Here is a 26,395-nt window from a genome sequence, read left to right as displayed (position 1 = left end):
GTTGACGGCCCTCACATTGGCCTGAAGGCGATCTCCGGGGGCAGGATCGCTACCATGGGATCTCCGGAGCCTGACCGGGGGACCCGGATCGCGCACGAGGAGTCCTCTTGCCAGACGAGGCCCAGCCACTGACCGCCGCAAAGCCCGAGTCCGCCTCGGCGTCCGCGGCGAAGCCCGCGCCCAGCGAGCCCCAGGCGAAGAACGACACGCGTGGGCCGATCAGGCACGCCTCGTCCGGGCCGGTCGACAAGCCCGCCGAGCAGCAGCCGCGCCCCAAGCCGCTGCCGCCCGAGCGCCCGCAGAACGCGCCGGTGGTCCGTGCCCCCGCGGGCCAGCCCGCCCGCTCCGGCTCGTCCAACCGCGTCCGCGCCCGTCTGGCCCGCCTCGGCGTCCAGCGCGCCAACCCGTACAACCCGGTCCTGGAGCCCCTGCTGCGGATAGTGCGCGGCAACGACCCCAAGATCGAGACGGCCACCCTGCGTCAGATCGAACGCGCCTACCAGGTCGCTGAACGCTGGCACCGCGGACAGAAGCGCAAGAGCGGCGACCCGTACATCACGCACCCGCTCGCCGTCACCACCATCCTCGCCGAGCTGGGCATGGACCCGGCCACGCTGATGGCCGGTCTGCTGCACGACACCGTCGAGGACACCGAGTACGGCCTGGAGGACCTGCGCCGCGACTTCGGCGACGTGGTCACCCTGCTCGTCGACGGCGTCACCAAGCTGGACAAGGTCAAGTTCGGCGAGGCCGCGCAGGCCGAGACCGTGCGCAAAATGGTCGTCGCCATGGCCAAGGACCCGCGCGTCCTGGTCATCAAGCTCGCCGACCGCCTGCACAACATGCGCACCATGCGCTACCTCAAGCGCGAGAAGCAGGAGAAGAAGGCGCGCGAGACCCTGGAGATCTACGCGCCGCTCGCCCACCGGCTGGGCATGAACACCATCAAGTGGGAGCTGGAGGACCTCGCCTTCGCGATCCTCTACCCCAAGATGTACGACGAGATCGTCCGCCTGGTCGCCGAGCGCGCCCCCAAGCGCGACGAGTACCTCGCGGTCGTCACCGACGAGGTCCAGCAGGACCTGCGCGCGGCCCGCATCAAGGCGACCGTCACCGGGCGCCCCAAGCACTACTACAGCGTCTACCAGAAGATGATCGTCCGCGGCCGTGACTTCGCGGAGATCTACGACCTGGTGGGCATCCGCGTCCTGGTGGACACCGTCCGCGACTGCTACGCGGCGCTGGGCACGGTCCACGCCCGCTGGAACCCGGTTCCGGGGCGGTTCAAGGACTACATCGCGATGCCCAAGTTCAACATGTACCAGTCGCTGCACACGACGGTCATCGGGCCCGGCGGCAAGCCGGTCGAGCTGCAGATCCGCACCTTCGACATGCACCGCCGCGCGGAGTACGGCATCGCCGCGCACTGGAAGTACAAGCAGGAGGCCGTGGCAGGGGCCTCCAAGGTGCGCACCGACGCCCCCAAGTCGTCCGGCAAGAGCAAGGACGACCACCTCAACGACATGGCGTGGCTGCGCCAGCTCCTGGACTGGCAGAAGGAGACCGAGGACCCGGGCGAGTTCCTGGAGTCCCTGCGCTTCGACCTCTCCCGCAACGAGGTCTTCGTCTTCACGCCCAAGGGCGACGTCATAGCGCTCCCGGCCGGGGCCACCCCCGTGGACTTCGCCTACGCCGTCCACACCGAGGTCGGCCACCGCACCATAGGGGCACGGGTCAACGGGCGGCTCGTCCCGCTGGAGTCCACCCTGGACAACGGCGACCTGGTGGAGGTCTTCACCTCCAAGGCGGCCGGCGCGGGCCCGTCCCGCGACTGGCTGGGCTTCGTCAAGTCGCCGCGCGCCCGCAACAAGATCCGCGCCTGGTTCTCCAAGGAGCGCCGCGACGAGGCGATCGAGCACGGCAAGGACGCCATCGTCCGCGCCATGCGCAAGCAGAACCTGCCGATCCAGCGCATCCTGACCGGCGACTCCCTGGTCACGCTCGCCCACGAGATGCGGTACTCGGACATCTCCGCGCTGTACGCGGCGATCGGCGAGGGCCATGTCTCCGCGCAGAACATCGTGCAGAAGCTGGTGCAGGCGCTCGGTGGCGAGGAAGCCGCCACCGAGGAGATCGACGAGTCGATTCCGCCGGCCCGCGGTCGCGGCCGCAAACGCCGGACCAGCGCCGACCCGGGCGTCGTCGTCAAGGGCGTCGAGGACGTGTGGGTCAAGCTGGCCCGCTGCTGTACGCCCGTACCCGGCGACCCCATCATCGGCTTCGTCACCCGCGGCAGCGGCGTATCGGTTCACCGCAGCGACTGTGTGAACGTGGACTCGCTGTCCCGCGAGCCCGAGCGCATCCTCGAGGTCGAGTGGGCGCCCACCCAGTCCTCCGTCTTCCTGGTCGCCATCCAGGTGGAGGCCCTGGACCGCTCACGGCTGCTGTCGGACGTCACACGCGTGCTGTCCGACCAGCACGTCAACATCCTCTCCGCGGCCGTCCAGACCTCCCGCGACCGCGTCGCCATCTCCCGCTTCACCTTCGAGATGGGCGACCCGAAGCACCTCGGGCACGTCCTGAAGGCCGTACGCGGCGTGGAGGGCGTCTACGACGTGTACAGGGTGACATCGGCGCGCAGGCCGTCCTAGCGGCCCGCACATTCCCATACGACCCACACGACCCATACGAGAGGGGCTCCCGTACGCACCGTACGGGAGCCCCTCTCGTATGCGGGTGTCAGCCGCCGAACTCGTGCAGGCCCTTCAGCGCCTGGTCCAGCAGCGCCTGCCGGCCCTCCAGCTCGCGCTCCAGCTTGTCGGCCTTGGCGTTGTTGCCCTGGGCACGCGCCTGGTCGACCTGGGAGCGCAGCTTGTCGACGGCGGCCTGAAGCTGTCCGGTCAGCCCCTCGGCACGCGCGCGTGCCTCCGGGTTGGTCCGGCGCCACTCGGTCTCCTCGGCCTCCTGGAGCGCCCGCTCGACCGCGTGCATCCGCCCCTCGACCTTCGGACGGGCGTCGCGCGGAACGTGGCCGATGGCCTCCCAGCGCTCGTTGACCGAGCGGAACGCGGCACGGGCCGCCTTCAGGTCCTTGACCGGGACGAGCTTCTCGGCCTCCTCGACCAGCTCCTCCTTGAGCTTCAGGTTCTCCGCCTGCTCCGCGTCCCGCTCGGCGAAGACCGAGCCGCGGGCGGCGAAGAACACGTCCTGGGCGCCGCGGAAGCGGTTCCACAGGTCGTCCTCGTGCTCGCGCTGCGCACGGCCGGCGGCCTTCCACTCGGACATGAGGTCGCGGTAGCGCGCGGCCGTCGGCCCCCAGTCCGTGGAGTTCGACAGCGCCTCGGCCTCGGAGACCAGCCGTTCCTTGGTCTGCCGGGCCTCCTCGCGCTGCGCGTCGAGCTGGGCGAAGTGCTGCTTGCGGCGCTTGGAGAACGCCGAGCGCGCGTGCGAGAAGCGGTGCCACAGCTCGTCGTCGGACTTGCGGTCCAGGCGCGGCAGGCCCTTCCAGGTGTCCACCAGGGAGCGCAGCCGTTCGCCGGCCACCCGCCACTGGTCGGAGCGCGCCAGCTCCTCCGCCTCGGCGACCAGCGCCTCCTTGGCACCCCGCGCCTCGTCGGACTGCTTCGCCCGCTGGGCCTTGCGCTCCTCGCGCCGTGTCTCCACGAGGCCGACCAGCTTGTCCAGCCGGGCCCGCAGCGCGTCCAGGTCGCCGACCGCGTGGTGCGCGTCCACCTGCTCGCGCAGGTGGTCGACGGCGGTCTGGGCGTCCTTCGCCGACAGGTCGGTGGTCTTCACCCGCTTTTCGAGGAGGCCGATCTCGACAACCAGACCTTCGTACTTGCGTTCGAAATAGGCCAGCGCTTCCTCGGGGGAGCCCGCCTGCCAGGATCCGACGACCTGCTCGCCGTCGGCCGTACGCACGTACACGGTGCCCGTCTCGTCGACGCGGCCCCACGGGTCGCTGCTCACAGCGCCTCCTCCACATGATGCCGACGGAGGGATTCGCTTCCCCCGGGCATCGTCCACAGTTTCGTCACGGCCAAGATAGGCGACCGGCGGGCGGCCTGTCCGCATCCCGCGCGACCGAACTTTCGCTGATGAGGGTCAGGATTTCGAGACGGTGGCCTTGTCGATTACGACCGTCGCGTTGGGTGCCGTGTTCCCTGTCGCGGGGTCGGGCGCCTGGGCCCCGGCGGCCGCGATCTTCTTGAGGACCTTCATGCCGGCCTCGGAGACGGTGCCGAACGGCGTGTAGTCGGGCGGCAGCTGGCTGTCCTGGTAGACCAGGAAGAACTGGCTGCCTCCGGTGTCGCGCCCCTGCTTCGTCTGCGGGTTGTACTGGTTGGCCATCGCGACCGTGCCCGCCGGGTACACGTTGCCCTTGAGGCTCTTGTCCTTGAGGTTCTCGTCGGGAATGGTGTAGCCGGGCCCGCCCGAACCGGTGCCCTTCGGGTCACCGCACTGCAGCACGTAGATCCCGGCGTCGGTGAGCCGGTGGCACTTGGTGTGGTCGAAGTAACCCTTGCCCGCCAGGAAGTTGAACGAGTTGACGGTGTGCGGCGCCGCCGACGCCTTCAGGGCGATGTCTATGTCGCCGCAGGTCGTCGCCAGCTTCATCGAGTACTTCGCCGACTTGTCGATGGTCATCGCAGGTTCCTTCTTCCAGGTCTGCGTCTTGACCTTGCCCTCGGCGGGCTTGTCGCACGGGTCGGGCGCCTTGCTGCTCGCCGAAGCGCTCGGCGTGACCTCCGCGTTGGCGTTCGTCTTGTCGTCGTCGTCCTTGAGGACCACTCCGGTCGTGTACAGCGCGACGCTGCCGATCAGAATCACGCCGAGCACCGACGCGATCGCCGCGTTGCGGGTGCGCGCCTTGCGTCGCGCGGAGGTACGTCGCTGCTGCTGCCGCAAGAACTTCTCCCGGGCGAGCTGACGCCGCCGCTGCTCCTGGCTGACCACCGGTTTCTCTCCTCATGCGTCTTCGTGTGCCGACCGGTACGCGTGGGTGCGATGAGCCGACCATGGGCGTGTAGCCCCGTACCGTATATGGGTTCGCTGAGGAAACGGCACCGCCGGTAGGCTCTGACCATGGGCGCGACCCGTTCGCAAGCCCACCCGTACCGACACAAACGAAGGACGATCGTGCTCATTGCCGGGTTCCCCGCCGGGGCCTGGGGGACGAACTGTTATCTCGTCGCCCCCGCCGCCGGTGAGGAGTGCGTGATCATCGACCCGGGCCATCAGGCGGCCCCCGGAGTCGAGGAAGCGATCAGGAAGCATCGGCTCAAGCCCGTCGCCGTCGTCCTCACCCACGGCCACATCGACCACGTCGCCTCGGTCGTCCCGGTGTGCGGCGCGCACGATGTGCCCGCCTGGATCCACCCCGAGGACCGGTACATGATGAGCGACCCCGAGAAGGGTATCGGCCGCACCATCGGCATGCCGCTCATGGGCGAGCTGACCGTCGGGGAGCCGGACGACGTCAAGGAGCTGACCGACGGAGCGAAGCTGGAACTGGCGGGCCTGGAGCTGACGGTCGCGCACGCGCCGGGCCATACGAAGGGGTCGGTGACCTTCGGCCTGCCCGAGTCGGCGGACATCCCGCCCGTCATGTTCTCGGGAGACCTGCTGTTCGCCGGCTCCATCGGACGCACCGACTTCCCCGGTGGCTCCATGGACGACATGCTCGAGTCCCTGGCCCGCGTGGTCCTGCCGCTCGACGACTCCACCGTGGTGCTGCCCGGTCACAACGACTACACGACCATCGGCCAGGAGCGCGCCACCAACCCGTATCTGCGGCAGGTGGCGGCCGGCCAGGGCGCCTTCGACGCGCCCCGACGAGGAATGTGACGAGTAACCACCCGTGAGCACCTTCAAGGCCCCCAAGGGCACGTACGACCTGTTGCCCCCCGACTCCGCCAAGTACCTGGCGGTCCGTGAGGCGATCGCCGCCCCGCTGCGCGACTCCGGCTACGGCTACATCGAGACGCCCGGCTTCGAGAGCGTCGAGCTGTTCGCGCGCGGTGTCGGCGAGTCGACCGACATCGTGACCAAGGAGATGTACGTCTTCGAGACCAAGGGCGGCGACCGGCTCGCCCTGCGCCCGGAGACGACCGCCCCCGTGCTGCGCGCGGTCCTGGAGGCCAACCTGCACAAGGCGGGCAACCTCCCGGTCAAGGTCTGGTACTCGGGCTCGCAGTACCGCTACGAGCGCCCCCAGAAGGGCCGTTACCGCCACTTCTCCCAGGTCGGCGCCGAGGCGATCGGTGCCGAGGACCCGGCGCTTGACGCCGAGCTGATCATCCTGGCCGACCAGTCGTACCGCGCGCTGGGCCTGCGGAACTTCCGCATCCTGCTCAACAGCCTGGGCGACCAGGAGTGCCGCCCCGTCTACCGGGCCGCGCTCCAGGACTTCCTGCGCGGCCTCGACCTGGACGAGGACACCCTGCGCCGGGCCGAGATCAACCCGCTGCGCGTCCTGGACGACAAGCGCCCGGACGTGCAGAAGCAGCTCACCGACGCCCCGCTGTTGCGCGACTACCTGTGCGACGCCTGCAAGGCGTACCACGAGGAGGTGCGCGACCTGATCACGGCGGCGGGCGTGGTCTTCGGGGACGACCCGAAGCTGGTGCGCGGCCTGGACTACTACACGCGGACCACGTTCGAGTTCGTCCACGACGGCCTCGGCTCGCAGTCCGCGGTGGGCGGCGGCGGACGGTACGACGGACTCTCCGAGATGATCGGCGGCCCGTCCCTGCCCTCCGTGGGCTGGGCCCTCGGCGTCGACCGCACCGTCCTCGCCCTGGAGGCGGAGGGCATCGAACTGGACATTCCGTCCGCCACCTCCGTCTACGCGGTGCCGCTCGGCGAGGAGGCCCGCCGGATCCTCTTCGCCAAGGTCACCGAGTTGCGCAAGAACGGCGTCGCCGCCGACTTCTCCTACGGCGGCAAGGGCCTCAAGGCCGCGATGAAGGCGGCCAACCGCTCGGGCGCCCGCTACGCCCTGGTCCTGGGCGAGCGCGACCTGGCCGAGGGCGTCGTCCAGCTCAAGGACATGGAGTCCGGCGAGCAGACCGCGATCGGCGTCAACGAGATCGTGGCCGAGCTGGAGTCCAGGCTCGGCTAGAGCGCCGGTACGTCCGGTCCCTCCAGGGGCGCGCGTGTTCGTCCGCGCGTGCCCCCGGGGAACGGGTGTTGGCCGGAACGGGCCTCTTCGGAGTGATCGCCGCACCGTTCATATGTTCATCGAACGGTGGCCATACAGGGTGGTGCGGCACAATGGCCCTGCCCGAAGCAGGTCCGACTCACCAGTGACGGAATCGGCGTGATGAGCAAGACGACAGTGAAGGAGGTCTCCACCGTGGCGGAGCCCGCGCCGGAAGCCCCCGCCGGATCGCCGCGCACCGAGGGCGGCAGTCGCGCCTTCGCGCTGCTGCTGGTGATCACGGGCGCGGCCGGACTGCTCGCCGCGTGGATCATCACGATCGACAAGCAGAAGCTGCTCGAAGCCAAGATCGCCGGCACCACCTTCACCCCCGGCTGCAGCCTCAACCCCGTCGTCTCCTGCGGCAACGTCATGGAGAGCGACCAGGCCTCCGTCTTCGGCTTCCCCAACCCGATGCTGGGCCTGGTCGCCTACGGCGTCGTCATCGGCGTCGGCATGAGCCTGCTCGCCCGGGCCCGCTTCCCGCGCTGGTACTGGCTCACCTTCAACGCAGGCACCCTCTTCGGTGTGGGCTTCTGCACCTGGCTGCAGTTCCAGTCCCTGTACCGGATCAACGCGCTGTGCCTGTGGTGCTGCCTCGCCTGGGTCGCCACGATCCTGATGTTCTGGTACGTGACGTCCTTCAACGTCCGCAAGGGCTTCCTGCCCGCGCCGAGCCGGCTGCGCGGCTTCTTCGGCGAGTTCACCTGGGTCCTTCCGGTGCTGCACATCGGCATCATCGGCATGATGATCCTCACGCGCTGGTGGGACTTCTGGACCAGCTGACCGGCCGGGTCGGCGGGCCCCCGGTCGACCGGGCCCGGCGCGTTGTCAGTGCGGTGACTTAGGGTTTCAGGCGTGGAGCCCGACCTGTTCACCGCCGCAGCAGAAGAACGCCAGGAGAAGGACCCGACCGGCAGCCCCCTCGCCGTGCGGATGCGTCCGCGCACCCTCGACGAGGTCGTCGGTCAGCAGCACCTGCTCAAGCCCGGATCCCCCCTGCGCCGCCTGGTCGGCGAGGGCGGCTCCGGTCCCGCCGGTCCCTCCTCCGTCATCCTCTGGGGCCCGCCGGGCACCGGCAAGACCACCCTGGCGTACGTCGTCTCCAAGGCCACCAACAAGCGCTTCGTGGAGCTGTCCGCGATCACCGCGGGCGTCAAGGAGGTCCGCGCGGTCATCGACGGCGCCCGCCGAGCGGTCGGCGGGTACGGCAAGGAGACCGTCCTCTTCCTCGACGAGATCCACCGCTTCAGCAAGGCCCAGCAGGACTCCCTGCTCCCGGCCGTCGAGAACCGCTGGGTCACCCTTATCGCCGCCACCACCGAGAACCCGTACTTCTCGGTGATCTCCCCGCTGCTCTCCCGCTCCCTGCTGCTCACCCTCGAACCCCTCACCGACGACGACGTCCGGGACCTGATCCGCCGCGCCCTGACCGACGAGCGCGGCCTCAAGGAGGCGGTGGGGCTTCCCGAGGACACCGAGGAGCACCTCCTGCGCATCGCCGGCGGCGACGCCCGACGCGCCCTCACCGCCCTGGAGGCCGCCGCGGGGGCCGCGCTCGACAAGGGCGAGGCCGAGGTCTCGCTGACCACGCTGGAGGAGACGGTCGACCGGGCCGCGGTGAAGTACGACCGCGACGGCGACCAGCACTACGACGTCGCCAGCGCCCTGATCAAGTCCATCCGAGGCTCCGACGTGGACGCCGCGCTGCACTACCTGGCCCGGATGATCGAGGCCGGCGAGGACCCTCGCTTCATCGCCCGGCGCCTGATGATCTCCGCCAGCGAGGACATCGGCCTGGCCGACCCCAATGCGCTGCCGGTCGCCGTCGCCGCCGCCCAGGCGGTCGCCATGATCGGCTTCCCCGAGGCCGCCCTCACTCTGAGCCACGCCACCATCGCCCTCGCCCTCGCGCCCAAGTCCAACGCCGCGACCACCGCCATCGGCGCCGCCCTGGACGACGTACGCAAGGGGCACGCCGGACCGGTCCCCGCGCACCTGCGGGACAGCCACTACAAGGGCGCGGGCAAGCTCGGCCACGGGCAGGGGTACGTGTACCCGCACGACCTGCCGGAGGGCATCGCCGCCCAGCAGTACGCCCCGGACGAACTGAAGGACCGGACGTACTACACACCGACCCGGCACGGCGCCGAGGCCAGGTACGCCGACGCCGTGGAGTGGACCCGCGGGCACCTCGGTCGCAAGCGGTCCTGAGCAGCCTGTAGAATGACCCGAAGCGCTGAGTCCCGTGCAGTCAGAACGGGACAACCAGCCGGAACCCTTCGGGGTTCCAGGAGCGTCGCGCACCGTCGATAGGTGTCGCGGGCAGCCCACCACCACCCGGAGTCCCGGGAGCGGCCGGTGGGCCACTCGCGTGCTGCACGTATGTGCCCAGACCAGGGAGCGGCTGCCCGGCAGGTCCCGAGAGGGACCGGACGGGTTTCCCCGGCTGCGGATGCGACCTCCCTCAACCCTGACAAGCCGGAAAACCAGGAAAGAGACACAGACAGTGGCGAACCAGCCCCGCCCCAAGGTCAAGAAGTCGCGTGCCCTCGGCATCGCGCTGACCCCGAAGGCCGTCAAGTACTTCGAGGCCCGCCCCTACCCGCCGGGTGAGCACGGCCGCGGCCGCAAGCAGAACTCGGACTACAAGGTCCGTCTGCTGGAGAAGCAGCGTCTGCGCGCGCAGTACGACCTCAGCGAGCGCCAGCTCGTCCGCGCCTACGAGCGTGCCTCCAAGACCAACATGAAGACCGGCGAGGCCCTGGTCATCGAGCTCGAGCGCCGTCTCGACGCGCTGGTCCTGCGTTCGGGCATCGCCCGCACGATCTACCAGGCCCGCCAGATGGTCGTCCACGGCCACATCCAGGTCAACGGCCAGAAGGTCGACAAGCCGTCCTTCCGCGTCCGCCCGGACGACGTCGTGCAGGTGCGCGACCGCTCCAAGGAGAAGACGCTCTTCACCATCGCCCGCGAGGGTGGCTTCGCCCCCGACGGCGAGACCCCGCGCTACCTCCAGGTGAACCTCAAGGCCCTGGCGTTCCGCCTGGACCGCGAGCCGAACCGCAAGGAGATCCCGGTGATCTGCGACGAGCAGCTCGTCGTCGAGTACTACGCCCGCTGATCCCAGCCCCGGCGCAGTACCACCAGCGGTACTCAGCCCGCCGTCTCCCCACCCCTGCGGGTGGGCGGGGCGGCGGGCTTCGCCGTCCGCGCGCCCGGCGCGGCCCGCGGCCCGGCCCCGTGCGGCGCCGGCAGCGAGGCGGGCACCCCGGGCCGGCGCAGCGCCCGCGACACCGCCTCCGGGCGGCCGAGCCGCGCCCCGTGCCGCACGCACTCCTCGTACCGCTCGTCGCCCAGCTGCTCCCGGGCGGCCGCCTCGCACAGCTCGTGCGGCGCGTTGTAGTGCGCCGAGCCGAACAACCGCAGCCCCACCGACGGCCACATCTCGCCCGCCGCGCCCTGGAGCACCGCCGCCTCCGTCGGGTCGCCCTCCGCCACCGTGACCAGGGCCAGCAGCTCCACCGCCAGCACCGAGCCCAGCTGGTCCCGGAATCGGTGGGCGCCGCTCAGGCAGTCCGCCAGCAGCTCACGGGCGCGCACCGGGTCGCCCTCGCTCCAGGCCGCGTACGCCAGCACGTACAGGGCGTAGCCCCGGGCCCAGCGCTCGCCGTGGTCCTCGCACACCCGGCGCACGTCCTCGCACAGGCGCACCGCGTCCGGCAGATCTCCCTGGAACGCCCGGGTCATCGCCAGCTCCACCTGGCCCATCAGGACGTTGCTGTTGAGTTCGCCGATCTCCTGGTAGCGCTCCAGCGCCGAGCGCAACAGCCGTTCCGCGCGGGGCATGTCGTCCGTCACCAGCGCCAGACAGCCGGTGCGGTGCTCCGCGTACGCCACCGCCGTGGGGTTCGCCGACCGCTCCGCCTCCTCCCGGCACTCCTGGAGCGCCGCCAGCGCGGGCACCGTGTCGCCCTGGAGGATCGCCACGTAGGCGAGCACCCACAGCGCCTTCAGCCGGGACTGCTCGCCCGCCGTCGGCTCCGCGTCCAGCCGCACCGCCTGCTCCAGCCAGCGCCGGCCCTCCGACAGCCGCCCGCAGCCCACCCAGTGGAACCACAGGGCACCCGCCAGATACTGGCCCAGATGCGCCTCGTCCGGCGCGGTCAGACAGTGCTCCAGGGCGCTGCGCAGATTCGGCAGCTCCGCGTCCACCCGCGCGGCGACCTCGCCCTGGCGCGGCGAGAACCACTCCAGCTCGCACCAGGTCGCCAGGCCCACGTACCAGTCCCGGTGCCGCCGCCGCAGCCGGGCCGCGTCGCCCATCGCCTCCAGCCAGTCGGTGCCGTACGCCCGGACCGTGTCGAGCATCCGGTAGCGCATTCCCGCCGGGGTCTCCTCGCGGGCCAGCACGGACTGCGCGAGCAGCGCCGAGAGCACGTCGAGGACGTCCCCGGCGGGCAGCCCGTCGCCGCTGCACACGTACTCGGCGGCCTCCAGGTCGAACGGCCCGGTGAACACCGACAGCCGTGCCCACAGCAGGCGCTCCTGAGGCGTGCACAGCTCATGGCTCCAGCCGATCGCCGTGCGCAGCGTCCGGTGCCGGGGGAGCGCGGTGCGGTCGCCGCCGGTCAGCAGCCGGAAGCGGTCGTCCAGCCGTTGCAGCACCTGCCCCGGCGACAGCGCGCCGAGCCGCCCCGCCGCCAGCTCGATCGCCAGCGGGATCCCGTCCAGGCGCCGGCACAGCTCACGCACCTCGCCCCGGTCCTCGGCGCCACCGGCGTCCTGCCGGCGCGGCACGTTCCGCTGCCTGGCCCGGACCGTCAGCAGTTCCACCGCCTCCTCCGGGCCCAGCGGCGCCAGCGGAACCAGCAGTTCCCCGGCCACGTCCAGCGGCCGGCGTCCCACCGCCAGCACCCTCAGCCCCGGGACGCGGCCCAGCAGGTCGGTCACCAGCGCGGCACAGGCGTCGACCAGGTGCTCGACCCCGTCCAGGAGCAGCAGCAGGTCCCGCTCGGCGAGATGCGTCAACAGGGTCTCGCGCGGCAGCCGGGTCGTGTGGTCGGTCAGCCCCAGCGCCTCCACGACCGCGTAGTCGACGAACTCCGCGTCCCGCACCGGTGCCAGCTCCACCCGCCACACCCCGTCCCGGGGTGCGCGCCGCGCGCCCGCCCGCGCGGCCAGCCGTGACTTGCCGACGCCGCCGGCCCCGGTGACGGTCACCAGCCGCCCGGCGTCCAGCACCCGGGCCAGCTCCGCGAGTTCCGTCCCTCTCCCCACGAAACTGTCGAGTTCCAGCGGGAGGTTGCCGTGCGGGACGCCGTCGCGCCGATGGTCTCGCATAAGACACGGAGCGTACTGAACCGTATTCACTCCGTACAATCGCTTCACGCAACTCGACCGGATCACGCCGCGCGCGGAAGGTAATCCGGTACGGAGCGCCGCGCGCGGCGCGATAGGCTCGGTGCACGACTTTCCCGATGTTCACGCACGTCTTTCAGGGAGCGGGTGCACACAGTGTCCGGTGGCGAGGTGGCCGGGATCCTGGTGGCCGTCTTCTGGGCGATCCTGGTCTCCTTCCTCGCCGTCGCTCTGGCGAGGCTGGCCCAGACGCTCAGGGCGACCACCAAGCTGGTGGCGGACGTGACCGACCAGGCCGTCCCGCTGCTGTCCGACGCCTCGTCGGCGGTGCGCTCCGCACAGACCCAGATCGACCGGGTCGACGCGATCGCCTCCGACGTCCAGGAGGTCACGTCGAACGCCTCCGCGCTGTCCACCACCGTGGCCTCCACCTTCGGCGGCCCGCTGGTCAAGGTCGCGGCGTTCGGATACGGCGTGCGCCGGGCACTCGGCGGTCGCAAGGACGACCGGCCCGCCGGGCCGGCCAGGGAGCGGCGCACCGTGATCGTGGGTCGTACGATCCCGGCCGCGCGGCGGACGAAGCGGAAGAAGGACTGATCCAGCGATGTTCCGCCGTACGTTCTGGTTCGGCACCGGCATGGCCGCCGGTGTCTGGGCCACCACCAAGGTCAACCGGAAGCTCAGGCAACTGACCCCCGAGAGCCTCGCCGCGACCGCGGCCAACAAGGCGCTCGACGCGGGCACCCGGCTCAAGGACCGAGCGGTCGGCTTCGCCCTCGACGTCCGCGACAACATGGCCCAGCGGGAGGCCGAACTGGACGACGCGCTCGGGCTGGGCGCCCCCGTCGACCCCGAACTCCCCGCACCCCGGCGCCACAACGCCATCGAGAACCGCGACAACCCGACGTATGTCGACAGGACGACGTACTCGTACAACCGGAATGAGGACCACTGATGGAGTCGGCCGAGATTCGTCGCCGCTGGTTGAGCTTCTTCGAGGAGCGCGGTCACACCGTCGTCCCTTCGGCGTCGCTCATCGCGGACGACCCGACTCTGCTGCTGGTTCCGGCCGGCATGGTGCCCTTCAAGCCCTACTTCCTGGGCGAGGTCAAGCCGCCCTTCGACCGCGCCACGAGCGTGCAGAAGTGCGTGCGCACGCCCGACATCGAAGAGGTCGGCAAGACCACGCGCCACGGCACGTTCTTCCAGATGTGCGGCAACTTCTCCTTCGGCGACTACTTCAAGGAAGGCGCCATCAAGTACGCCTGGGAGCTGCTCACCAGCCCCCAGGACAAGGGCGGTTACGGCCTCGACCCCGAGCGCCTGTGGATCACCGTCTACAAGGACGACGACGAGGCCGAGCGCATCTGGCACGACGTCGTGGGCGTGCCCGCCGAGCGCATCCAGCGCCTCGGCAAGAAGGACAACTACTGGTCCATGGGCGTCCCAGGCCCCTGCGGCCCCTGCTCCGAGATCAACTACGACCGCGGCCCCGAGTTCGGCGCCGAGGGCGGCCCCGCCGTCAACGACGAGCGGTACGTGGAGATCTGGAACCTCGTCTTCATGCAGTACGAGCGCGGCGAGGGGATCGGCAAGGAGGAGTTCGAGATCCTCGGCGAGCTGCCGAGCAAGAACATCGACACGGGCCTCGGCCTGGAGCGGCTCGCCATGATTCTGCAGGGCGTGCAGAACATGTACGAGATCGACACCTCCATGGCGGTCATCAACAAGGCCACCGAACTGACCGGCGTGGCCTACGGCGACGCCCACGGCTCGGACGTCTCCCTGCGCGTGGTCACCGACCACATGCGCACCTCCGTGATGCTCATCGGCGACGGCGTCACCCCCGGCAACGAGGGCCGCGGTTACGTGCTGCGCCGCATCATGCGCCGCGCCATCCGCAACATGCGGCTGCTCGGCGCCACCGGCCTGGTCGTCAAGGACCTGATCGACGTCGTGATCGCCATGATGGGGCAGCAGTACCCCGAGCTGATCACCGACCGGGAGCGGATCGAGAAGGTCGCGCTCGCCGAGGAGAACGCCTTCCTCAAGACGCTGAAGGCCGGCACCAACATCCTCGACACCGCCGTGAGCGACACCAAGGCCGGCGGTGGCACGGTGCTCGCCGGTGACAAGGCCTTCCTGCTCCACGACACCTGGGGCTTCCCGATCGACCTCACCCTGGAGATGGCCGCCGAGCAGGGCCTCTCCGTGGACGAGGACGGGTTCCGCCGCCTGATGAAGGAGCAGCGGGAGCGCGCCAAGGCCGACGCCCAGGCCAAGAAGACCGGGCACGCCGGCGCCGGCGCCTACCGGGCGATCGCCGACCAGGCCGGTGCCACCGACTTCGTCGGCTACAGCCACACCGAGAGCGAGTCCACGATCGTCGGCATCCTCGTCGACGGCGCCTCCTCCCCGGCCGCCACCGAGGGCGACGAGGTCGAGGTCGTCCTGGACCGCACCCCGTTCTACGCCGAGGGCGGCGGCCAGATCGGCGACACCGGCCGGATCCGGGTCGACACCGGCGCCGTGATCGAGATCCGGGACTGCCAGAAGCCGGTCCCGGGCGTGTACGTCCACAAGGGCGTCGTCCAGGTCGGCGAGGTCACCGTCGGTGCCAAGGCCCACGCCTCCATCGACGACCGGCGCCGCCACGCAATCGCCCGCGCCCACTCGGCCACCCACCTCACGCACCAGGCCCTGCGCGACGCCCTCGGCCCGACGGCCGCACAGGCCGGTTCCGAGAACCAGCCCGGCCGCTTCCGCTTCGACTTCGGTTCGCCCTCGGCCGTCCCGACGGCCGTGATGACCGACGTCGAGCAGAAGATCAACGAGGTGCTCTCGCGCGACCTGGACGTGCAGGCCGAGGTCATGGGCATCGACGAGGCCAGGAAGCAGGGCGCCATCGCCGAGTTCGGCGAGAAGTACGGCGAGCGGGTGCGGGTCGTCACCATCGGCGACTTCTCCAAGGAGCTGTGCGGCGGCACCCACGTCCACAACACCGCGCAGCTCGGCCTGGTCAAGCTGCTCGGCGAGTCCTCCATCGGCTCGGGTGTGCGCCGCATCGAGGCCCTGGTCGGTGTGGACGCCTACAACTTCCTCGCCCGTGAGCACACGGTCGTCGCCCAGCTCCAGGAGCTGATCAAGGGCCGTCCGGAGGAACTGCCGGAGAAGGTCTCCGCGATGCTCGGCAAGCTCAAGGACGCCGAGAAGGAGATCGAGAAGTTCCGCGCGGAGAAGGTCCTCCAGGCCGCCGCCGGACTCGCCGGGTCCGCCAAGGACGTGCGCGGCGTGGCCCTGGTGACCGGGCAGGTCCCGGACGGCACCACCGCCGACGACCTGCGCAAGCTGGTCCTCGACGTGCGCGGGCGCATCCAGGGCGGCCGGGCCGCGGTCGTGGCCCTGTTCACGACCGTCAACGGCAAGCCCCTGACGGTCATCGCCACCAACGACGCCGCCCGCGAGCGCGGCCTCAAGGCCGGCGACCTGGTGCGCACCGCCGCCAAGACCCTCGGCGGCGGCGGTGGTGGCAAGCCGGACGTCGCCCAGGGCGGCGGCCAGAACCCGGCCGCCATCGGCGACGCCGTGGACGCCGTCGAGCGCCTCGTGGCGGACACCGCCAAGTGAACGGCCCGGAGAACCCCCAGACGGGGGACCAGGCGGACGGCCCTGCCATGCGCCGCGGCCGCCGCCTGGCCGTCGACGTCGGGGACGCCCGTATCGGGGTCGCCTCCTGCGACCCCGACGGGATCCTCGCCACCCCGGTGGAGACCGTGCCCGGACGCGACGTCCCCGCCGCGCACCGCAGGCTCAGGCTGCTGGTGGGGGAGTACGAGCCGATCGAGGTCGTCGTCGGGCTGCCGCGCTCCCTCAAGGGGGGCGAGGGCCCGGCCGCGGTCAAGGTGCGGCGCTTCGCGCAGGAGCTGGCCCGGGGCATCGCGCCGGTGCCGGTCAGGCTCGTCGACGAGCGCATGACCACGGTGACCGCCAGCCAGGGGCTGCGCGCCTCGGGAGTGAAGTCCAAGAAGGGCCGGTCCGTCATCGACCAGGCCGCCGCTGTGATCATCCTCCAGCAGGCACTTGAATCCGAACGGGTGTCAGGCAGGCCACCCGGCGAGGGCGTCGAAGTGGTCATCTGATCGCGATACTGTAACGTTCCGCGCGATGCGGAGGCATTCGAACAGCCGCCGCACAGCAAGAGGCGGAACGGAAGCAGGCCCTCCAGTGCAGGCCCCGCCCACCGTCCCCTCGCGGCTCTAGGGGATCGATGACTGACTATGGCCGGGGCCCAGGCTCCGAACCGTGGCATCCGGAGGACCCGTTGTACGGGGACGGCGGATGGGGAGGACAGCAGGCCCCCGCGGGCCCGCAGTCCCCCTACGGCGGCCAGCCACAGCAGTATCCGGAGCAGCAGCATGCCCAGCAGCAGTACGGCGACTGGAGCGACGGCGGCGGCCAGTCCGCGTACGGCAGCCGGCCGCAGTACGACCAGTACGGGCGGCAGCACCCCGAGCCGCAGTACGACCAGTACGGTCAGCCGCAGTACGACCAGCGGCAGTATGACCAGCAGCAGTACGAACAGCAGTACGGCCAGCAGTACCCGCCCCAGGCACACCCCCAGCAGGGTTACGACAACGGCAACTGGGACACCGGCGCGCATCCCCACGCGCAGTACCCCGCCGACCCGTCGGACCCCTACGGCGGGCAGCCCGCCGGCTACCCCGCCGAGCAGCCCGACTTCTACGGCACGCCGGAGGCCTACCCGCCGCCGGAGCCGCCCGGCCGCCGGCGCACCGAGCCCGAGCCGCAGCGCACCGACTGGGACCCCGGACCCGACGAGGGCGAACACGCGTTCTTCGCCGGCCGGGACGGTGCCGACGACGACCCGGCGGACGGCGGGCGCGACGACCGCAGGGGCCGCGGCGGCAAGCCGAAGAAACGTCGCAGCGGATGTGCCTGCCTGGTGGTCTGCCTGGTGCTGGGCGGCGGCGTGACGGGCGTCGGCTATTTCGGCTACCAGTTCTACCAGGACCGTTTCGGGGCGGCCCCGAACTTCGCGGGCGACGGCAACGGCGAGGAAGTCACCGTCACCATCCCCAAGGGCGCGGGCGGCTCCACGATCGGCCAGGAGCTGAAGCGGCAGGGAGTGGTCAAGAGCGTCGACGCCTTCATCGCCGCCCAGCAGAGCAACCCCCGGGGCAAGAACATCCAGGACGGCGTGTACACGCTGCAGAAGGAGATGTCGGCCGAGAGCGCGGTCGAACTCCTGCTCAGTCCCGGCAGCCGCAGCAACCTGATCATCGCCGAGGGCAAGCGCAACGTCGACGTCTACAAGGTCATCGACAAGCGCCTCGGAGTGAAGGAAGGCACCACCGCCAAGGTCGCCAAGACCGAGTCGGAAAGCCTCGGCCTGCCCGACTGGGCGCTGAACCACAAGAACGTCAAGGACCCCCTGGAGGGCTTCCTCTACCCCTCAAGCTACTCGGCGGCCAAGGGCCAGAAGCCCGAGGACGTGCTCAAGCAGATGGTGTCCCGGGCCAAGGAGCGGTACGCGCGGATCGGCCTGGAGGAGAAGGCGCAGGGCCTCGGCCTCGAAGGTCCGTGGGAGCTGCTCACGGTCGCGAGCCTGTTGCAGGCGGAGGGCAAGACCCACGACGACTTCCGCAAGATGTCCGAGGTCATCTACAACCGGCTCAAGCCCACCAACACCGAGACGAACCAGAGGCTCCAGTTCGACTCGTCCTTCAACTACCTCAAGGGCCAGAGCAACATCAACATCAGCGAGTCCGAGATCAACAGCAACACGGACCCGTACAACACCTACACCAACAAGGGCCTGCCGCCCGGACCCATCGGCAACCCCGGCGAAGAGGCCCTGCAAGCCGCCCTGAACCCCACGAAGGACGGCTGGATCTACTTCGTGGCCACGGACGGCGTGGCCAAGACCGAGTTCGCCAAGACGCACGACGAGTTCTTGAAGCTGAAGGAAAAGTTCGATGCCAGCTCCGGCAACTGACCGTCGCCGGGCCGCCGTTCTCGGCTCCCCGATCGCCCACTCGCTCTCCCCGGTACTGCACCGCACCGCCTACGCGGAGCTGGGGCTGGCGGACTGGACGTACGAGAGCTTCGACGTCGACGAGGCGGCGCTGCCCGGCTTCTTCGAGGAGCTGGGGCCCGAGTGGGCGGGGCTGTCGCTGACCATGCCGCTCAAGCGGGCGGTCATCCCGCTGCTCGACGGCATCAGCGAGACGGCGGCCTCCGTGGACGCGGTCAACACCGTCGTCCTCACCGAGGACGGCCGCCGGACCGGTGACAACACCGACATCCCCGGCATGGTCGCCGCCCTGCGCGAACACGGCATCGAGAAGGTCGAGACCGCGGCGGTCCTGGGCGCCGGCGCCACCGCGTCCTCCGCGCTCGCCGCGCTGGCCCGGATCTGCACCGGCGAGATCGCCGTCTACGTCCGCAGCGCGGCGCGCGCCGCCGAGATGCGGGGCTGGGCGGAACGGCTCGACGTCGGTGTGCGCATCGCGGACTGGGCGGACGCCGCGGAGGCGCTGCGCGCCCCGCTGGTCGTGGCCACCACCCCGGCCGGCACCACCGACGCCCTCGCCGCGGCGGTCCCCGAGATGCCGGCCACCCTCTTCGACGTGCTCTACGACCCCTGGCCCACCGCCCTGGCCGCCCGCTGGTCGGCGTCCGGCGGCGCCGTCGTCAGCGGCCTCGACCTGCTCGTCCACCAGGCGGTCCTCCAGGTGGAGCTGATGACGGGCCGCGCCCCCGCCCCCCTCGCCGCCATGCGAAAAGCGGGAGAACGCGCGCTCGCGGACCGTTAAGATCCGTCCGGTTCCGCAGGGGGCGGAACGGGAGGGGAAAACGAACCATGGACACCGGTGTGCCGCTGGCCTCCGTCAAGACCCAGATCTTCGACGCCGTACTGGGCTTCCTGCCCGACTGGGTGCAGATCACGGTGCTCGCCCTGATCGTGCTCGCCGTCGTCGCGAGCTGGGTGATCAAGCTGAAGCGCAGGATCGACCGGCGCCGCGCACCGCGCGCCGGGCACCCCGTCGCCGCGCCGGCGCCGGCGCCGTACGCCCAGGGCAGCGGCGCCGATTACCTGGGGCCCTACGCGCCGCCGCGGCAGCGGCAGAGCGGCGCCGACTTCCTCGGCTCCTATGCCCCGGCGCGGGGGCAGGGGAACGGCCCCGCCTGACCGGCCCGGCGTCCGGCCAATGGACCGGCGGGCGGGGCGGACGGCCGGACGTGGGAGGATCGAAGGTGGCGGACCGGGGCCGCGCACCCGGTCGAGCCGTCGCCGTACGCGGAGAAGGCGCGTACGCAGGCATACCGGGGCGCGAGCACTGAGGAGCACCGTTGAGCAGGTTGCGCTGGCTGACCGCGGGGGAGTCCCACGGTCCCGCACTCGTCGCGACACTGGAGGGTCTGCCCGCCGGCGTGCCGATCACCACGGACATGGTGGCGGACCATCTGGCGAGGCGGCGGCTCGGCTATGGACGCGGTGCCCGGATGAAGTTCGAGCGCGACGAGGTCACCTTCCTCGGCGGCGTCCGGCACGGCCTCACGATGGGTTCCCCGGTCGCCGTGATGGTGGGCAACACCGAGTGGCCCAAGTGGGAGCAGGTCATGGCGGCCGATCCGGTGGACCCGGAGGTGCTGGCCGGCCTGGCGCGCAACGCCCCGCTGACCCGGCCCCGCCCCGGCCACGCCGACCTCGCGGGCATGCAGAAGTACGGTTTCGACGAGGCCCGGCCGATCCTGGAGCGTGCCTCCGCGCGGGAGACGGCCGCCCGCGTGGCGCTCGGCGCGGTGGCGCGGTCGTACCTCAAGGAGACGACCGGCGTCGAGATCGTCAGCCATGTCGTCGAGCTGGCCGCGGCGAAGGCACCCCACGGCGTGTACCCGACGCCGGCCGACGTCGAGAAGCTGGACGCCGACCCGGTGCGCTGCCTGGACGCGGACGCCTCGAAGGCGATGGTCGCCGAGATCGACCAGGCCCACAAGGACGGCGACACCCTCGGCGGCGTCGTCGAGATCCTCGCCTACGGCGTGCCGGTCGGCCTCGGCTCCCACGTCCACTGGGACCGCAAGCTCGACGCACGGCTCGCGGGAGCGCTCATGGGCATCCAGGCGATCAAGGGCGTCGAGATCGGCGACGGCTTCGAGCTGGCCCGAGTGCCCGGCTCCCGGGCCCATGACGAGATCGTGAACACGCCCGAGGGCATCCGCCGTGTCTCCGGCCGCTCCGGCGGCACCGAGGGCGGGCTCACCACCGGTGAGCTGCTGCGGGTGCGCGCCGCGATGAAGCCGATCGCGACCGTGCCGCGCGCTCTGAAGACCGTGGACGTGACCACCGGCGAGGCCACGCAGGCGCACCACCAGCGCTCCGACGTGTCCGCCGTGCCGGCCGCCGGAATCGTCGCCGAGGCCATGGTGGCCCTCGTGCTCGCGGACGCCGTCGCGGAGAAGTTCGGCGGCGACTCGGTCGCCGAGACCCGGCGCAACGTGACCTCGTACCTCGACGCCCTGGCCATCCGATGAGCGGGACCCCGCTGGTCGTCCTCGTCGGCCCGATGGGCGTGGGCAAGTCCACCGTCGGACAACTGCTCGCCGAGCGGCTCGGCGTGGGCTACCGGGACACCGACGAGGACATCGTCTCCGCCCAGGGGCGGAGCATCGCCGAGATCTTCGTGGACGAGGGCGAGGCCGTCTTCCGGGAGCTGGAGAAGAACGCCGTGCGTACGGCGCTCACCGGGCACGACGGCGTTCTCGCCCTCGGCGGCGGCGCGATCCTGGACGCGGACACGCGTGCGCTGCTCGCCGGGCAGCGGGTCGTCTACCTCTCCATGGACGTCGAGGAGGCCGTAAAGCGGACCGGCCTGAACGCCGCGCGTCCGCTGCTGGCGGTCAACCCGCGCAAGCAGTGGCGCGAACTGATGGAGGCCCGTCGGCACCTGTACGAGGAGGCGGCCACGGTCGTCGTGGCCACCGACGGCCGTACGCCCGAGGAAGTCACTCAAGCCGCTCTGGACGCACTGGAGTTGGCTGCAATTCCCGGGGGACGACCCCCGGACCCCCGGCCGGAGGAGGCTGTCGTGAACGATGTGACGAGGATCCGGATCGACGGCACCGCGGGTTCCGACCCCTACGAGGTCCTGGTGGGCCGTCAGCTCCTCGGCGAGCTGGGCGGCCTGATCGGCGACCGGGCCAAGCGGGTCGCGGTGATCCACCCCGAGGCGCTCGCCGAGACCGGTGACGCCCTGCGCGCCGACCTCGCCGAGCAGGGCTACGAGGCGATCGCCATCCAGGTGCCCAACGCCGAGGAGGCCAAGACCGCCGAGGTCGCCGCCTACTGCTGGAAGGCGCTCGGCCAGTCCGGGTTCACCCGCACCGACGTCATCATCGGCGTCGGCGGCGGCGCCAGCACCGACCTCGCCGGATTCGTGGCCGCGACCTGGCTGCGCGGGGTGCGCTGGATCGCCGTCCCCACCACCGTGCTGGCCATGGTGGACGCGGCCGTCGGCGGCAAGACCGGCATCAACACCGCCGAGGGCAAGAACCTCGTCGGCTCCTTCCACCCGCCGGCCGGCGTCCTGTGCGACCTGGCCGCCCTGGACTCCCTCCCGGTCAACGACTACGTCTCCGGGCTGGCCGAGGTCATCAAGGCCGGCTTCATCGCGGACCCGGTGATCCTGGACCTGATCGAGTCCGACCCGCAGGCCGCGCGCACCCCGGCCGGACCGCACACCGCCGAGCTGATCGTGCGGTCCATCAAGGTCAAGGCCGAGGTCGTCTCCTCCGACCTCAAGGAGGCCGGCCTCCGGGAGATCCTCAACTACGGTCACACTCTCGGCCACGCCATCGAGAAGAACGAGCGCTACAAGTGGCGGCACGGCGCCGCCGTCTCGGTCGGCATGCACTTCGCCGCCGAACTGGGCCGCCTCGCGGGCCGTCTGGACGACGCCACCGCCGACCGGCACCGCACCATCCTCCAAGCGGTCGGCCTGCCGCTGCACTACCGCCACGACCAGTGGCCCAAGCTCGTCGAGAACATGAAGGTCGACAAGAAGTCGCGCGGCGACCTGTTGCGCTTCATCGTCCTGGACGGCCTCGCCAAGCCCACCGTGCTGGAGGGCCCCGACCCCGCCGTCCTCCTCGCCGCCTACGGCGAGGTGGGCGAGTAGTACCCCGGTGCACCATCCGTCCGATTCGCCTCCCGCGACGGGCACTTGGTGCCGCCCCCGGCCGTTCACCAAAGGACGGCCGGGGGCGGTACCGTTCGGTAGCACGCGGGGCCCCCGTCCCGCTGTCAGCGCTCATCACCTGTACGAGACGGAGTGGCACCGGATGCAGCACCCCGTGGGTTCGCCGCTGCCGCCGCCCCACCAGCCGGGGCACGGACCGGCCGTCGGCTGGTCCCCGGCCGCACACCACCCGGGTCCGCACCAGGGGCCCGCCCCCGTGCCGCCGCCCCAGGCGCCGGAGTACCCGATGCGGGCCCCCGGCCCCGCGGCCCCGCCGCAGACGGCGGCGCCGCAACCGGCCCCCGGCCCGGCACCGGGTGCGCACCCGCCGGCCCCCGCCCCGCCCGTGCCGGACACCACCGGCCACGTACGGCTGCCGCCCGGCGGCCCCGTCGCCGTGCCCAGCGTGCCCCCCGCGATGGCCGCCGCACCCGACTCCACCACGACCACCCTGGCGGTCCTGCTCATCGGTCCCGCCGGAGCCGGCAAGACCAGCGTCGCCAAGTACTGGGCGGACCACCGCCGGGTCCCCACCGCGCACATCAGCCTCGACGACGTCCGCGAATGGGTCCGCTCCGGCTTCGCCGACCCCCAGACCGGGTGGAACGAGCACTCGGAGGCGCAGTACCGCCTCGCCCGCCGCACCTGCGGCTTCTCCGCGCGCAACTTCCTCGCCAACGGCATCTCCTGCATCCTCGACGACGCGGTCTTCCCGGACCGCCCGGTCGTCGGCCTCGGCGGCTGGAAGCGGCACGTGGGGCCCGGCCTGCTCCCGGTCGTCCTGCTGCCGGGCCTGGACATCGTCCTGGAACGCAACGCCGAACGCAGCGGCAACAGGCGCCTCACCGACGAGGAGGTCGCCCGCATCCACGGCCGCATGGCCGGCTGGTACGGCTCCGGCCTCCCCATCATCGACAACTCCCAACTCGACGTCCCCGAAACAGCCCAGGTCCTGAACGAGGTCCTGTCCCGCTCCATAGCAAGCCCGCCGAGCTGGTAAACGCCGCTCAGCACAGCGCCCCAAAGGGGCGCGGGGCTGTATCTATATGCGGCTCCGCCGCGGGGCGCGACAAGCCCCCACCGACCGTCAGCCGCGACACAACAACCACCCCCACCCCCGTAGGCGCCCCGCACCTCCCCACTCGGCCTCTCCCAGGCGGCGCCCCCGCAGCGGAGCCCATACGCTCGGGGCATGTCAGAGGTGTACGCGGCCCGCCGGACGCGCCTACGGGAACGCTGCAACGCGGGCGGCAGCGCGGCGGCGCTCGTCTCCCGGCCCGCCAACGTGCGCTATCTCGCGGGCGCCGCCCCGCACGGCGCCGTGCTGCTCCTCGGCAAGACCGAGGACCTGCTGGTCTGCTCCGGACCGCCGGACGACCGGCCGGCCCGGGCCAGGCCCGACGATTCGCTGCCGGTGCGGGCCCTTCCGGGACCGGGCGGCGACCCCGCCGTCGCGGCGACCGGCTTCGCCGCGACCCAGGGCGCCGAGTCCCTCGCCACCGAGGACCACCACCTCACCGTCGTCCGGCACCGCGCCATGCGCTCCGTCGCACCCCGGCTGCGCCTGACCGACCTGGGCCAGGCGGTCGAGCAGCTCCGGGTGGTCAAGGACGAGGAGGAGATCTCCTGCCTGCGCATCGGCGCCGAGATCGCCGACCAGGCGCTCGGTGAACTCCTGGAGTCCATCCTGGTCGGCCGCACCGAACGGCATCTCGCCCTGGAGCTGGAGCGCCGCCTGGTCGACCACGGCGCCGACGGCCCCGCCTTCCCCACCTCCGTGGGCACCGGCCCGAACTCGGGGCGCCGCGGCCACCGCCCCACCGACCGGCGCGTGGAGGAGGGCGACTTCCTCTCGGTCTGCCTGGGCGCGACCTACCGCGGCTACCGCTGCGAGATCGGGCGTACGTTCGTCATCGGCACCTCGCCGGCCGACTGGCAGATCGAGCTGTACGACCTCGTCTTCTCCGCCCAGCGGGCCGGACGGGAGGCGCTCGCACCCGGTGCCGCCTGCCGTGACGTGGACCGCGCCGCCCGCCAGGCACTGGACTCGGCGGGGTACGGTGAGCACCTCCCGGCGCTCACCGGTCACGGTGTCGGACTCGAAATCGACGAGGACCCGCAGTTGGCTCCTGCGGCCATGGGTAAACTGGACGCTTGTGTGCCGGTCACCGTCGAACCGGGGGTCCACCTCCCGGGCCGGGGCGGGGTCCGGATCGATGACACGCTCGTCGTGCGCCCCGGGGCGGACGGCGGACCCGAGCTACTCACCATCACGACCAAGGAGCTGCTCGCGCTCTAGCCTCGCGCTTGTGCGTACGCTCCGGGGTCGTCCACGTCAGTCCAGTCCAGGAGATTCCGCAACCGTGGCTTCCACGAACGACCTCAAGAACGGCATGGTGCTCAAGCTCGAAGGCGGCCAGCTCTGGTCCGTCGTCGAGTTCCAGCACGTCAAGCCCGGCAAGGGCCCGGCCTTCGTGCGCACCAAGCTCAAGAACGTGCTTTCCGGCAAGGTCGTCGACAAGACCTTCAACGCCGGCGTCAAGGTCGAGACGGCCACTGTCGACAAGCGTGACATGCAGTTCTCGTACATGGACGGCGACTACTTCGTCTTCATGGACATGGAGACCTACGACCAGCTGCACGTCGACCGCAAGGCCGTCGGCGACGCCGCCAACTTCCTGGTGGAGGGCTTCACCGCCACCGTCGCGCAGCACGAGGGCGAGGTGCTCTTCGTCGAGCTGCCCGCCGCCGTCGAGCTGACCATCCAGGAGACCGAGCCGGGCGTCCAGGGCGACCGCTCCACCGGTGGCACCAAGCCCGCCATCCTGGAGACCGGTCACCAGATCAACGTCCCGCTCTTCATCACCACCGGTGAGAAGATCAAGGTCGACACCCGTTCGAGCGACTACCTCGGCCGGGTGAACAGCTAACCGTGGCTGCTCGCAACACGGCCCGCAAGCGCGCGTTCCAGATCCTCTTCGAGGGCGACCAGCGCGGCACCGACGTCCTGACGGTGCTCGCCGACTGGGTCCGGCACTCCCGGGCCGACACCCGGCAGCCGCCGGTGAGCGAGTACACGATGGAGCTGGTCGAGGGCTACGCCGCCCACGCCGAGCGCATCGACGAGCTGATCGCCCAGTACGCGGTCGGCTGGACGCTCGACCGGATGCCGGTCGTCGACCGCAACATCCTGCGCCTGGGCGCGTACGAACTGGTCTGGGTCGACGCGACCCCGGACGCCGTCGTCCTGGATGAGATGGTGCAGCTGGCGAAGGAGTTCTCCACGGACGACTCGCCCGCGTTCGTCAACGGCCTGCTCGGCCGACTGAAGGACCTGAAGTCCTCGCTGCGCCGCGAATAGCTCCGCAGGTGTCGCGGGGACGCGGCGCCAGGGGGTGCGGTGGGAGGGCGGCTGCGGGTAGTCCGTGGCTGGTCGCGCCCACGCGGCGGTAGCCGCAAGGTCGACACAGCCCCGCGCCCCTGGGTGCGCTGAGACCCAGGACGTGACAAAGCCGCCGGGGGGGGGCGGACCCGGCGCTGAAGCCCGCCCCCCCCCGCCCGCTCATGCCGC

The 26,395-nt window shown here is 71.2% G+C and carries 22 protein-coding genes; 19 read left to right on the top strand and 3 right to left on the bottom strand.

All coding sequences use genetic code 11. The features are described from left to right. Nucleotides 1–107 precede the first annotated feature (107 nt). Nucleotides 108–2,651, top strand: a complete 2,544-nt coding sequence (relA, locus tag ACFWR9_RS03610; RefSeq protein WP_383834888.1) for a GTP pyrophosphokinase — start codon at nucleotides 108–110, stop codon at nucleotides 2,649–2,651. 88 nt (nucleotides 2,652–2,739) lie between these two features. Here the strand turns inward: relA and ACFWR9_RS03605 are convergent, their stop codons facing one another. Both ACFWR9_RS03605 and ACFWR9_RS03600 read right to left on the bottom strand, forming a co-directional pair. Then, nucleotides 2,740–3,969 (bottom strand): DUF349 domain-containing protein, encoded by a 1,230-nt coding sequence (locus tag ACFWR9_RS03605; protein ID WP_383834885.1) that lies wholly within the window; start codon nucleotides 3,967–3,969, stop codon nucleotides 2,740–2,742. 135 nt (nucleotides 3,970–4,104) lie between these two features. Continuing rightward, on the bottom strand, nucleotides 4,105–4,956 hold the full coding sequence (locus ACFWR9_RS03600) for a peptidylprolyl isomerase (RefSeq protein ID WP_383834882.1): 852 nt from the start codon (nucleotides 4,954–4,956) through the stop codon (nucleotides 4,105–4,107). Between the two features lie 183 nt (nucleotides 4,957–5,139). Between ACFWR9_RS03600 and ACFWR9_RS03595 the strand changes: the two genes are divergently transcribed. The 5 genes from ACFWR9_RS03595 (at nucleotide 5,140) to rpsD (ending at nucleotide 10,325) form a co-directional block, all read left to right on the top strand. After that, a complete protein-coding gene (locus ACFWR9_RS03595; protein ID WP_383834879.1) occupies nucleotides 5,140–5,847 on the top strand; it encodes an MBL fold metallo-hydrolase in 708 nt (235 codons plus the stop codon). Between the two features lie 13 nt (nucleotides 5,848–5,860). Then, a complete protein-coding gene (hisS, locus tag ACFWR9_RS03590) occupies nucleotides 5,861–7,123 on the top strand; it encodes a histidine--tRNA ligase (RefSeq protein WP_383834876.1) in 1,263 nt (420 codons plus the stop codon). A gap of 201 nt (nucleotides 7,124–7,324) precedes the next feature. Further along, nucleotides 7,325–7,987 carry a vitamin K epoxide reductase family protein gene (locus ACFWR9_RS03585; RefSeq protein ID WP_383834873.1) on the top strand — a complete coding sequence of 221 codons (663 nt, stop codon included), beginning with the start codon at nucleotides 7,325–7,327 and terminating at the stop codon, nucleotides 7,985–7,987. Nucleotides 7,988–8,059: 72 nt separating this feature from the next. Beyond that, nucleotides 8,060–9,415 (top strand): replication-associated recombination protein A, encoded by a 1,356-nt coding sequence (locus tag ACFWR9_RS03580; protein ID WP_383834871.1) that lies wholly within the window; start codon nucleotides 8,060–8,062, stop codon nucleotides 9,413–9,415. A gap of 295 nt (nucleotides 9,416–9,710) precedes the next feature. After that, nucleotides 9,711–10,325: a 30S ribosomal protein S4 gene (gene rpsD / locus ACFWR9_RS03575; RefSeq protein ID WP_031035730.1), complete on the top strand. Its 615-nt coding sequence runs from the start codon at nucleotides 9,711–9,713 to the stop codon at nucleotides 10,323–10,325. 32 nt (nucleotides 10,326–10,357) lie between these two features. Here the strand turns inward: rpsD and ACFWR9_RS03570 are convergent, their stop codons facing one another. Then, complete coding sequence (locus ACFWR9_RS03570) at nucleotides 10,358–12,544, bottom strand: ATP-binding protein (RefSeq protein WP_383834867.1); 2,187 nt, start codon at nucleotides 12,542–12,544, stop codon at nucleotides 10,358–10,360. Between the two features lie 165 nt (nucleotides 12,545–12,709). Between ACFWR9_RS03570 and ACFWR9_RS03565 the strand changes: the two genes are divergently transcribed. The 13 genes from ACFWR9_RS03565 to nusB all read left to right on the top strand — a co-directional run bounded on the left by ACFWR9_RS03565 (nucleotide 12,710) and on the right by nusB (nucleotide 26,185). After that, nucleotides 12,710–13,159 carry a DUF948 domain-containing protein gene (locus ACFWR9_RS03565; RefSeq protein ID WP_383834865.1) on the top strand — a complete coding sequence of 150 codons (450 nt, stop codon included), beginning with the start codon at nucleotides 12,710–12,712 and terminating at the stop codon, nucleotides 13,157–13,159. A gap of 7 nt (nucleotides 13,160–13,166) precedes the next feature. Beyond that, the gene (locus tag ACFWR9_RS03560; RefSeq protein WP_383834862.1) at nucleotides 13,167–13,517 is read left to right on the top strand and encodes a hypothetical protein; all 351 of its coding nucleotides are present in this window, start codon (nucleotides 13,167–13,169) and stop codon (nucleotides 13,515–13,517) included. Then, nucleotides 13,517–16,189: an alanine--tRNA ligase gene (gene alaS, locus ACFWR9_RS03555; protein ID WP_383834859.1), complete on the top strand. Its 2,673-nt coding sequence runs from the start codon at nucleotides 13,517–13,519 to the stop codon at nucleotides 16,187–16,189. Before ACFWR9_RS03560 ends, alaS begins: the two co-directional genes overlap by 1 nt. A 47-nt stretch (nucleotides 16,190–16,236) precedes the next feature. Next, complete coding sequence (gene ruvX, locus ACFWR9_RS03550) at nucleotides 16,237–16,701, top strand: Holliday junction resolvase RuvX (RefSeq protein ID WP_383835048.1); 465 nt, start codon at nucleotides 16,237–16,239, stop codon at nucleotides 16,699–16,701. A 128-nt stretch (nucleotides 16,702–16,829) separates the two neighbouring features. Further along, on the top strand, nucleotides 16,830–18,578 hold the full coding sequence (gene mltG, locus ACFWR9_RS03545; protein WP_383834856.1) for an endolytic transglycosylase MltG: 1,749 nt from the start codon (nucleotides 16,830–16,832) through the stop codon (nucleotides 18,576–18,578). Continuing rightward, the gene (locus ACFWR9_RS03540; RefSeq protein WP_383834853.1) at nucleotides 18,559–19,398 is read left to right on the top strand and encodes a shikimate dehydrogenase; all 840 of its coding nucleotides are present in this window, start codon (nucleotides 18,559–18,561) and stop codon (nucleotides 19,396–19,398) included. The genes mltG and ACFWR9_RS03540 overlap by 20 nt, the downstream gene beginning before the upstream one ends. A gap of 47 nt (nucleotides 19,399–19,445) precedes the next feature. Beyond that, nucleotides 19,446–19,775 carry a hypothetical protein gene (locus ACFWR9_RS03535; protein WP_383834850.1) on the top strand — a complete coding sequence of 110 codons (330 nt, stop codon included), beginning with the start codon at nucleotides 19,446–19,448 and terminating at the stop codon, nucleotides 19,773–19,775. A gap of 161 nt (nucleotides 19,776–19,936) precedes the next feature. Next, nucleotides 19,937–21,121: a chorismate synthase gene (aroC, locus tag ACFWR9_RS03530; RefSeq protein WP_383834847.1), complete on the top strand. Its 1,185-nt coding sequence runs from the start codon at nucleotides 19,937–19,939 to the stop codon at nucleotides 21,119–21,121. Then, nucleotides 21,118–22,764, top strand: a complete 1,647-nt coding sequence (aroB, locus tag ACFWR9_RS03525; protein ID WP_383834844.1) for a 3-dehydroquinate synthase — start codon at nucleotides 21,118–21,120, stop codon at nucleotides 22,762–22,764. The genes aroC and aroB overlap by 4 nt, the downstream gene beginning before the upstream one ends. 163 nt (nucleotides 22,765–22,927) lie before the next feature. Continuing rightward, on the top strand, nucleotides 22,928–23,824 hold the full coding sequence (locus ACFWR9_RS03520) for a Pro-rich N-terminal domain-containing protein (protein ID WP_383834841.1): 897 nt from the start codon (nucleotides 22,928–22,930) through the stop codon (nucleotides 23,822–23,824). A 192-nt stretch (nucleotides 23,825–24,016) separates the two neighbouring features. Next, nucleotides 24,017–25,123: an aminopeptidase P family protein gene (locus tag ACFWR9_RS03515; RefSeq protein WP_383834838.1), complete on the top strand. Its 1,107-nt coding sequence runs from the start codon at nucleotides 24,017–24,019 to the stop codon at nucleotides 25,121–25,123. A gap of 64 nt (nucleotides 25,124–25,187) precedes the next feature. Then, nucleotides 25,188–25,754 (top strand): elongation factor P, encoded by a 567-nt coding sequence (gene efp / locus ACFWR9_RS03510; protein ID WP_055415926.1) that lies wholly within the window; start codon nucleotides 25,188–25,190, stop codon nucleotides 25,752–25,754. 2 nt (nucleotides 25,755–25,756) lie between these two features. Then, nucleotides 25,757–26,185, top strand: a complete 429-nt coding sequence (gene nusB, locus ACFWR9_RS03505) for a transcription antitermination factor NusB (RefSeq protein ID WP_383834835.1) — start codon at nucleotides 25,757–25,759, stop codon at nucleotides 26,183–26,185. The last annotated feature ends 210 nt before the right edge of the window (nucleotides 26,186–26,395 follow it).

Origin of the sequence: Streptomyces sp. NPDC058534, from assembly GCF_042717365.1 — a bacterium.
GTDB lineage: Bacteria > Actinomycetota > Actinomycetes > Streptomycetales > Streptomycetaceae > Streptomyces.
This window is presented reverse-complemented; position numbering and strand designations above follow the sequence as displayed.

Excerpts from the sequence above, each read along its gene's own strand:
- ACFWR9_RS03520 (WP_383834841.1), top strand. The coding sequence starts at position 22,928 with ATGCAGCACCCCGTGGGTTCGCCGCTGCCGCCGCCCCACCAGCCGGGG.
- ACFWR9_RS03570 (WP_383834867.1), bottom strand. The coding sequence starts at position 12,544 with ATGCGAGACCATCGGCGCGACGGCGTCCCGCACGGCAACCTCCCGCTG.
- ACFWR9_RS03515 (WP_383834838.1), top strand. The coding sequence starts at position 24,017 with ATGTCAGAGGTGTACGCGGCCCGCCGGACGCGCCTACGGGAACGCTGC.
- aroB (WP_383834844.1), top strand. The coding sequence starts at position 21,118 with ATGAGCGGGACCCCGCTGGTCGTCCTCGTCGGCCCGATGGGCGTGGGC.
- alaS (WP_383834859.1), top strand. The coding sequence starts at position 13,517 with ATGGAGTCGGCCGAGATTCGTCGCCGCTGGTTGAGCTTCTTCGAGGAG.
- ACFWR9_RS03540 (WP_383834853.1), top strand. The coding sequence starts at position 18,559 with ATGCCAGCTCCGGCAACTGACCGTCGCCGGGCCGCCGTTCTCGGCTCC.
- ACFWR9_RS03585 (WP_383834873.1), top strand. The coding sequence starts at position 7,325 with ATGAGCAAGACGACAGTGAAGGAGGTCTCCACCGTGGCGGAGCCCGCG.
- ACFWR9_RS03560 (WP_383834862.1), top strand. The coding sequence starts at position 13,167 with ATGTTCCGCCGTACGTTCTGGTTCGGCACCGGCATGGCCGCCGGTGTC.
- ruvX (WP_383835048.1), top strand. The coding sequence starts at position 16,237 with ATGCGCCGCGGCCGCCGCCTGGCCGTCGACGTCGGGGACGCCCGTATC.
- ACFWR9_RS03535 (WP_383834850.1), top strand. The coding sequence starts at position 19,446 with ATGGACACCGGTGTGCCGCTGGCCTCCGTCAAGACCCAGATCTTCGAC.
- mltG (WP_383834856.1), top strand. The coding sequence starts at position 16,830 with ATGACTGACTATGGCCGGGGCCCAGGCTCCGAACCGTGGCATCCGGAG.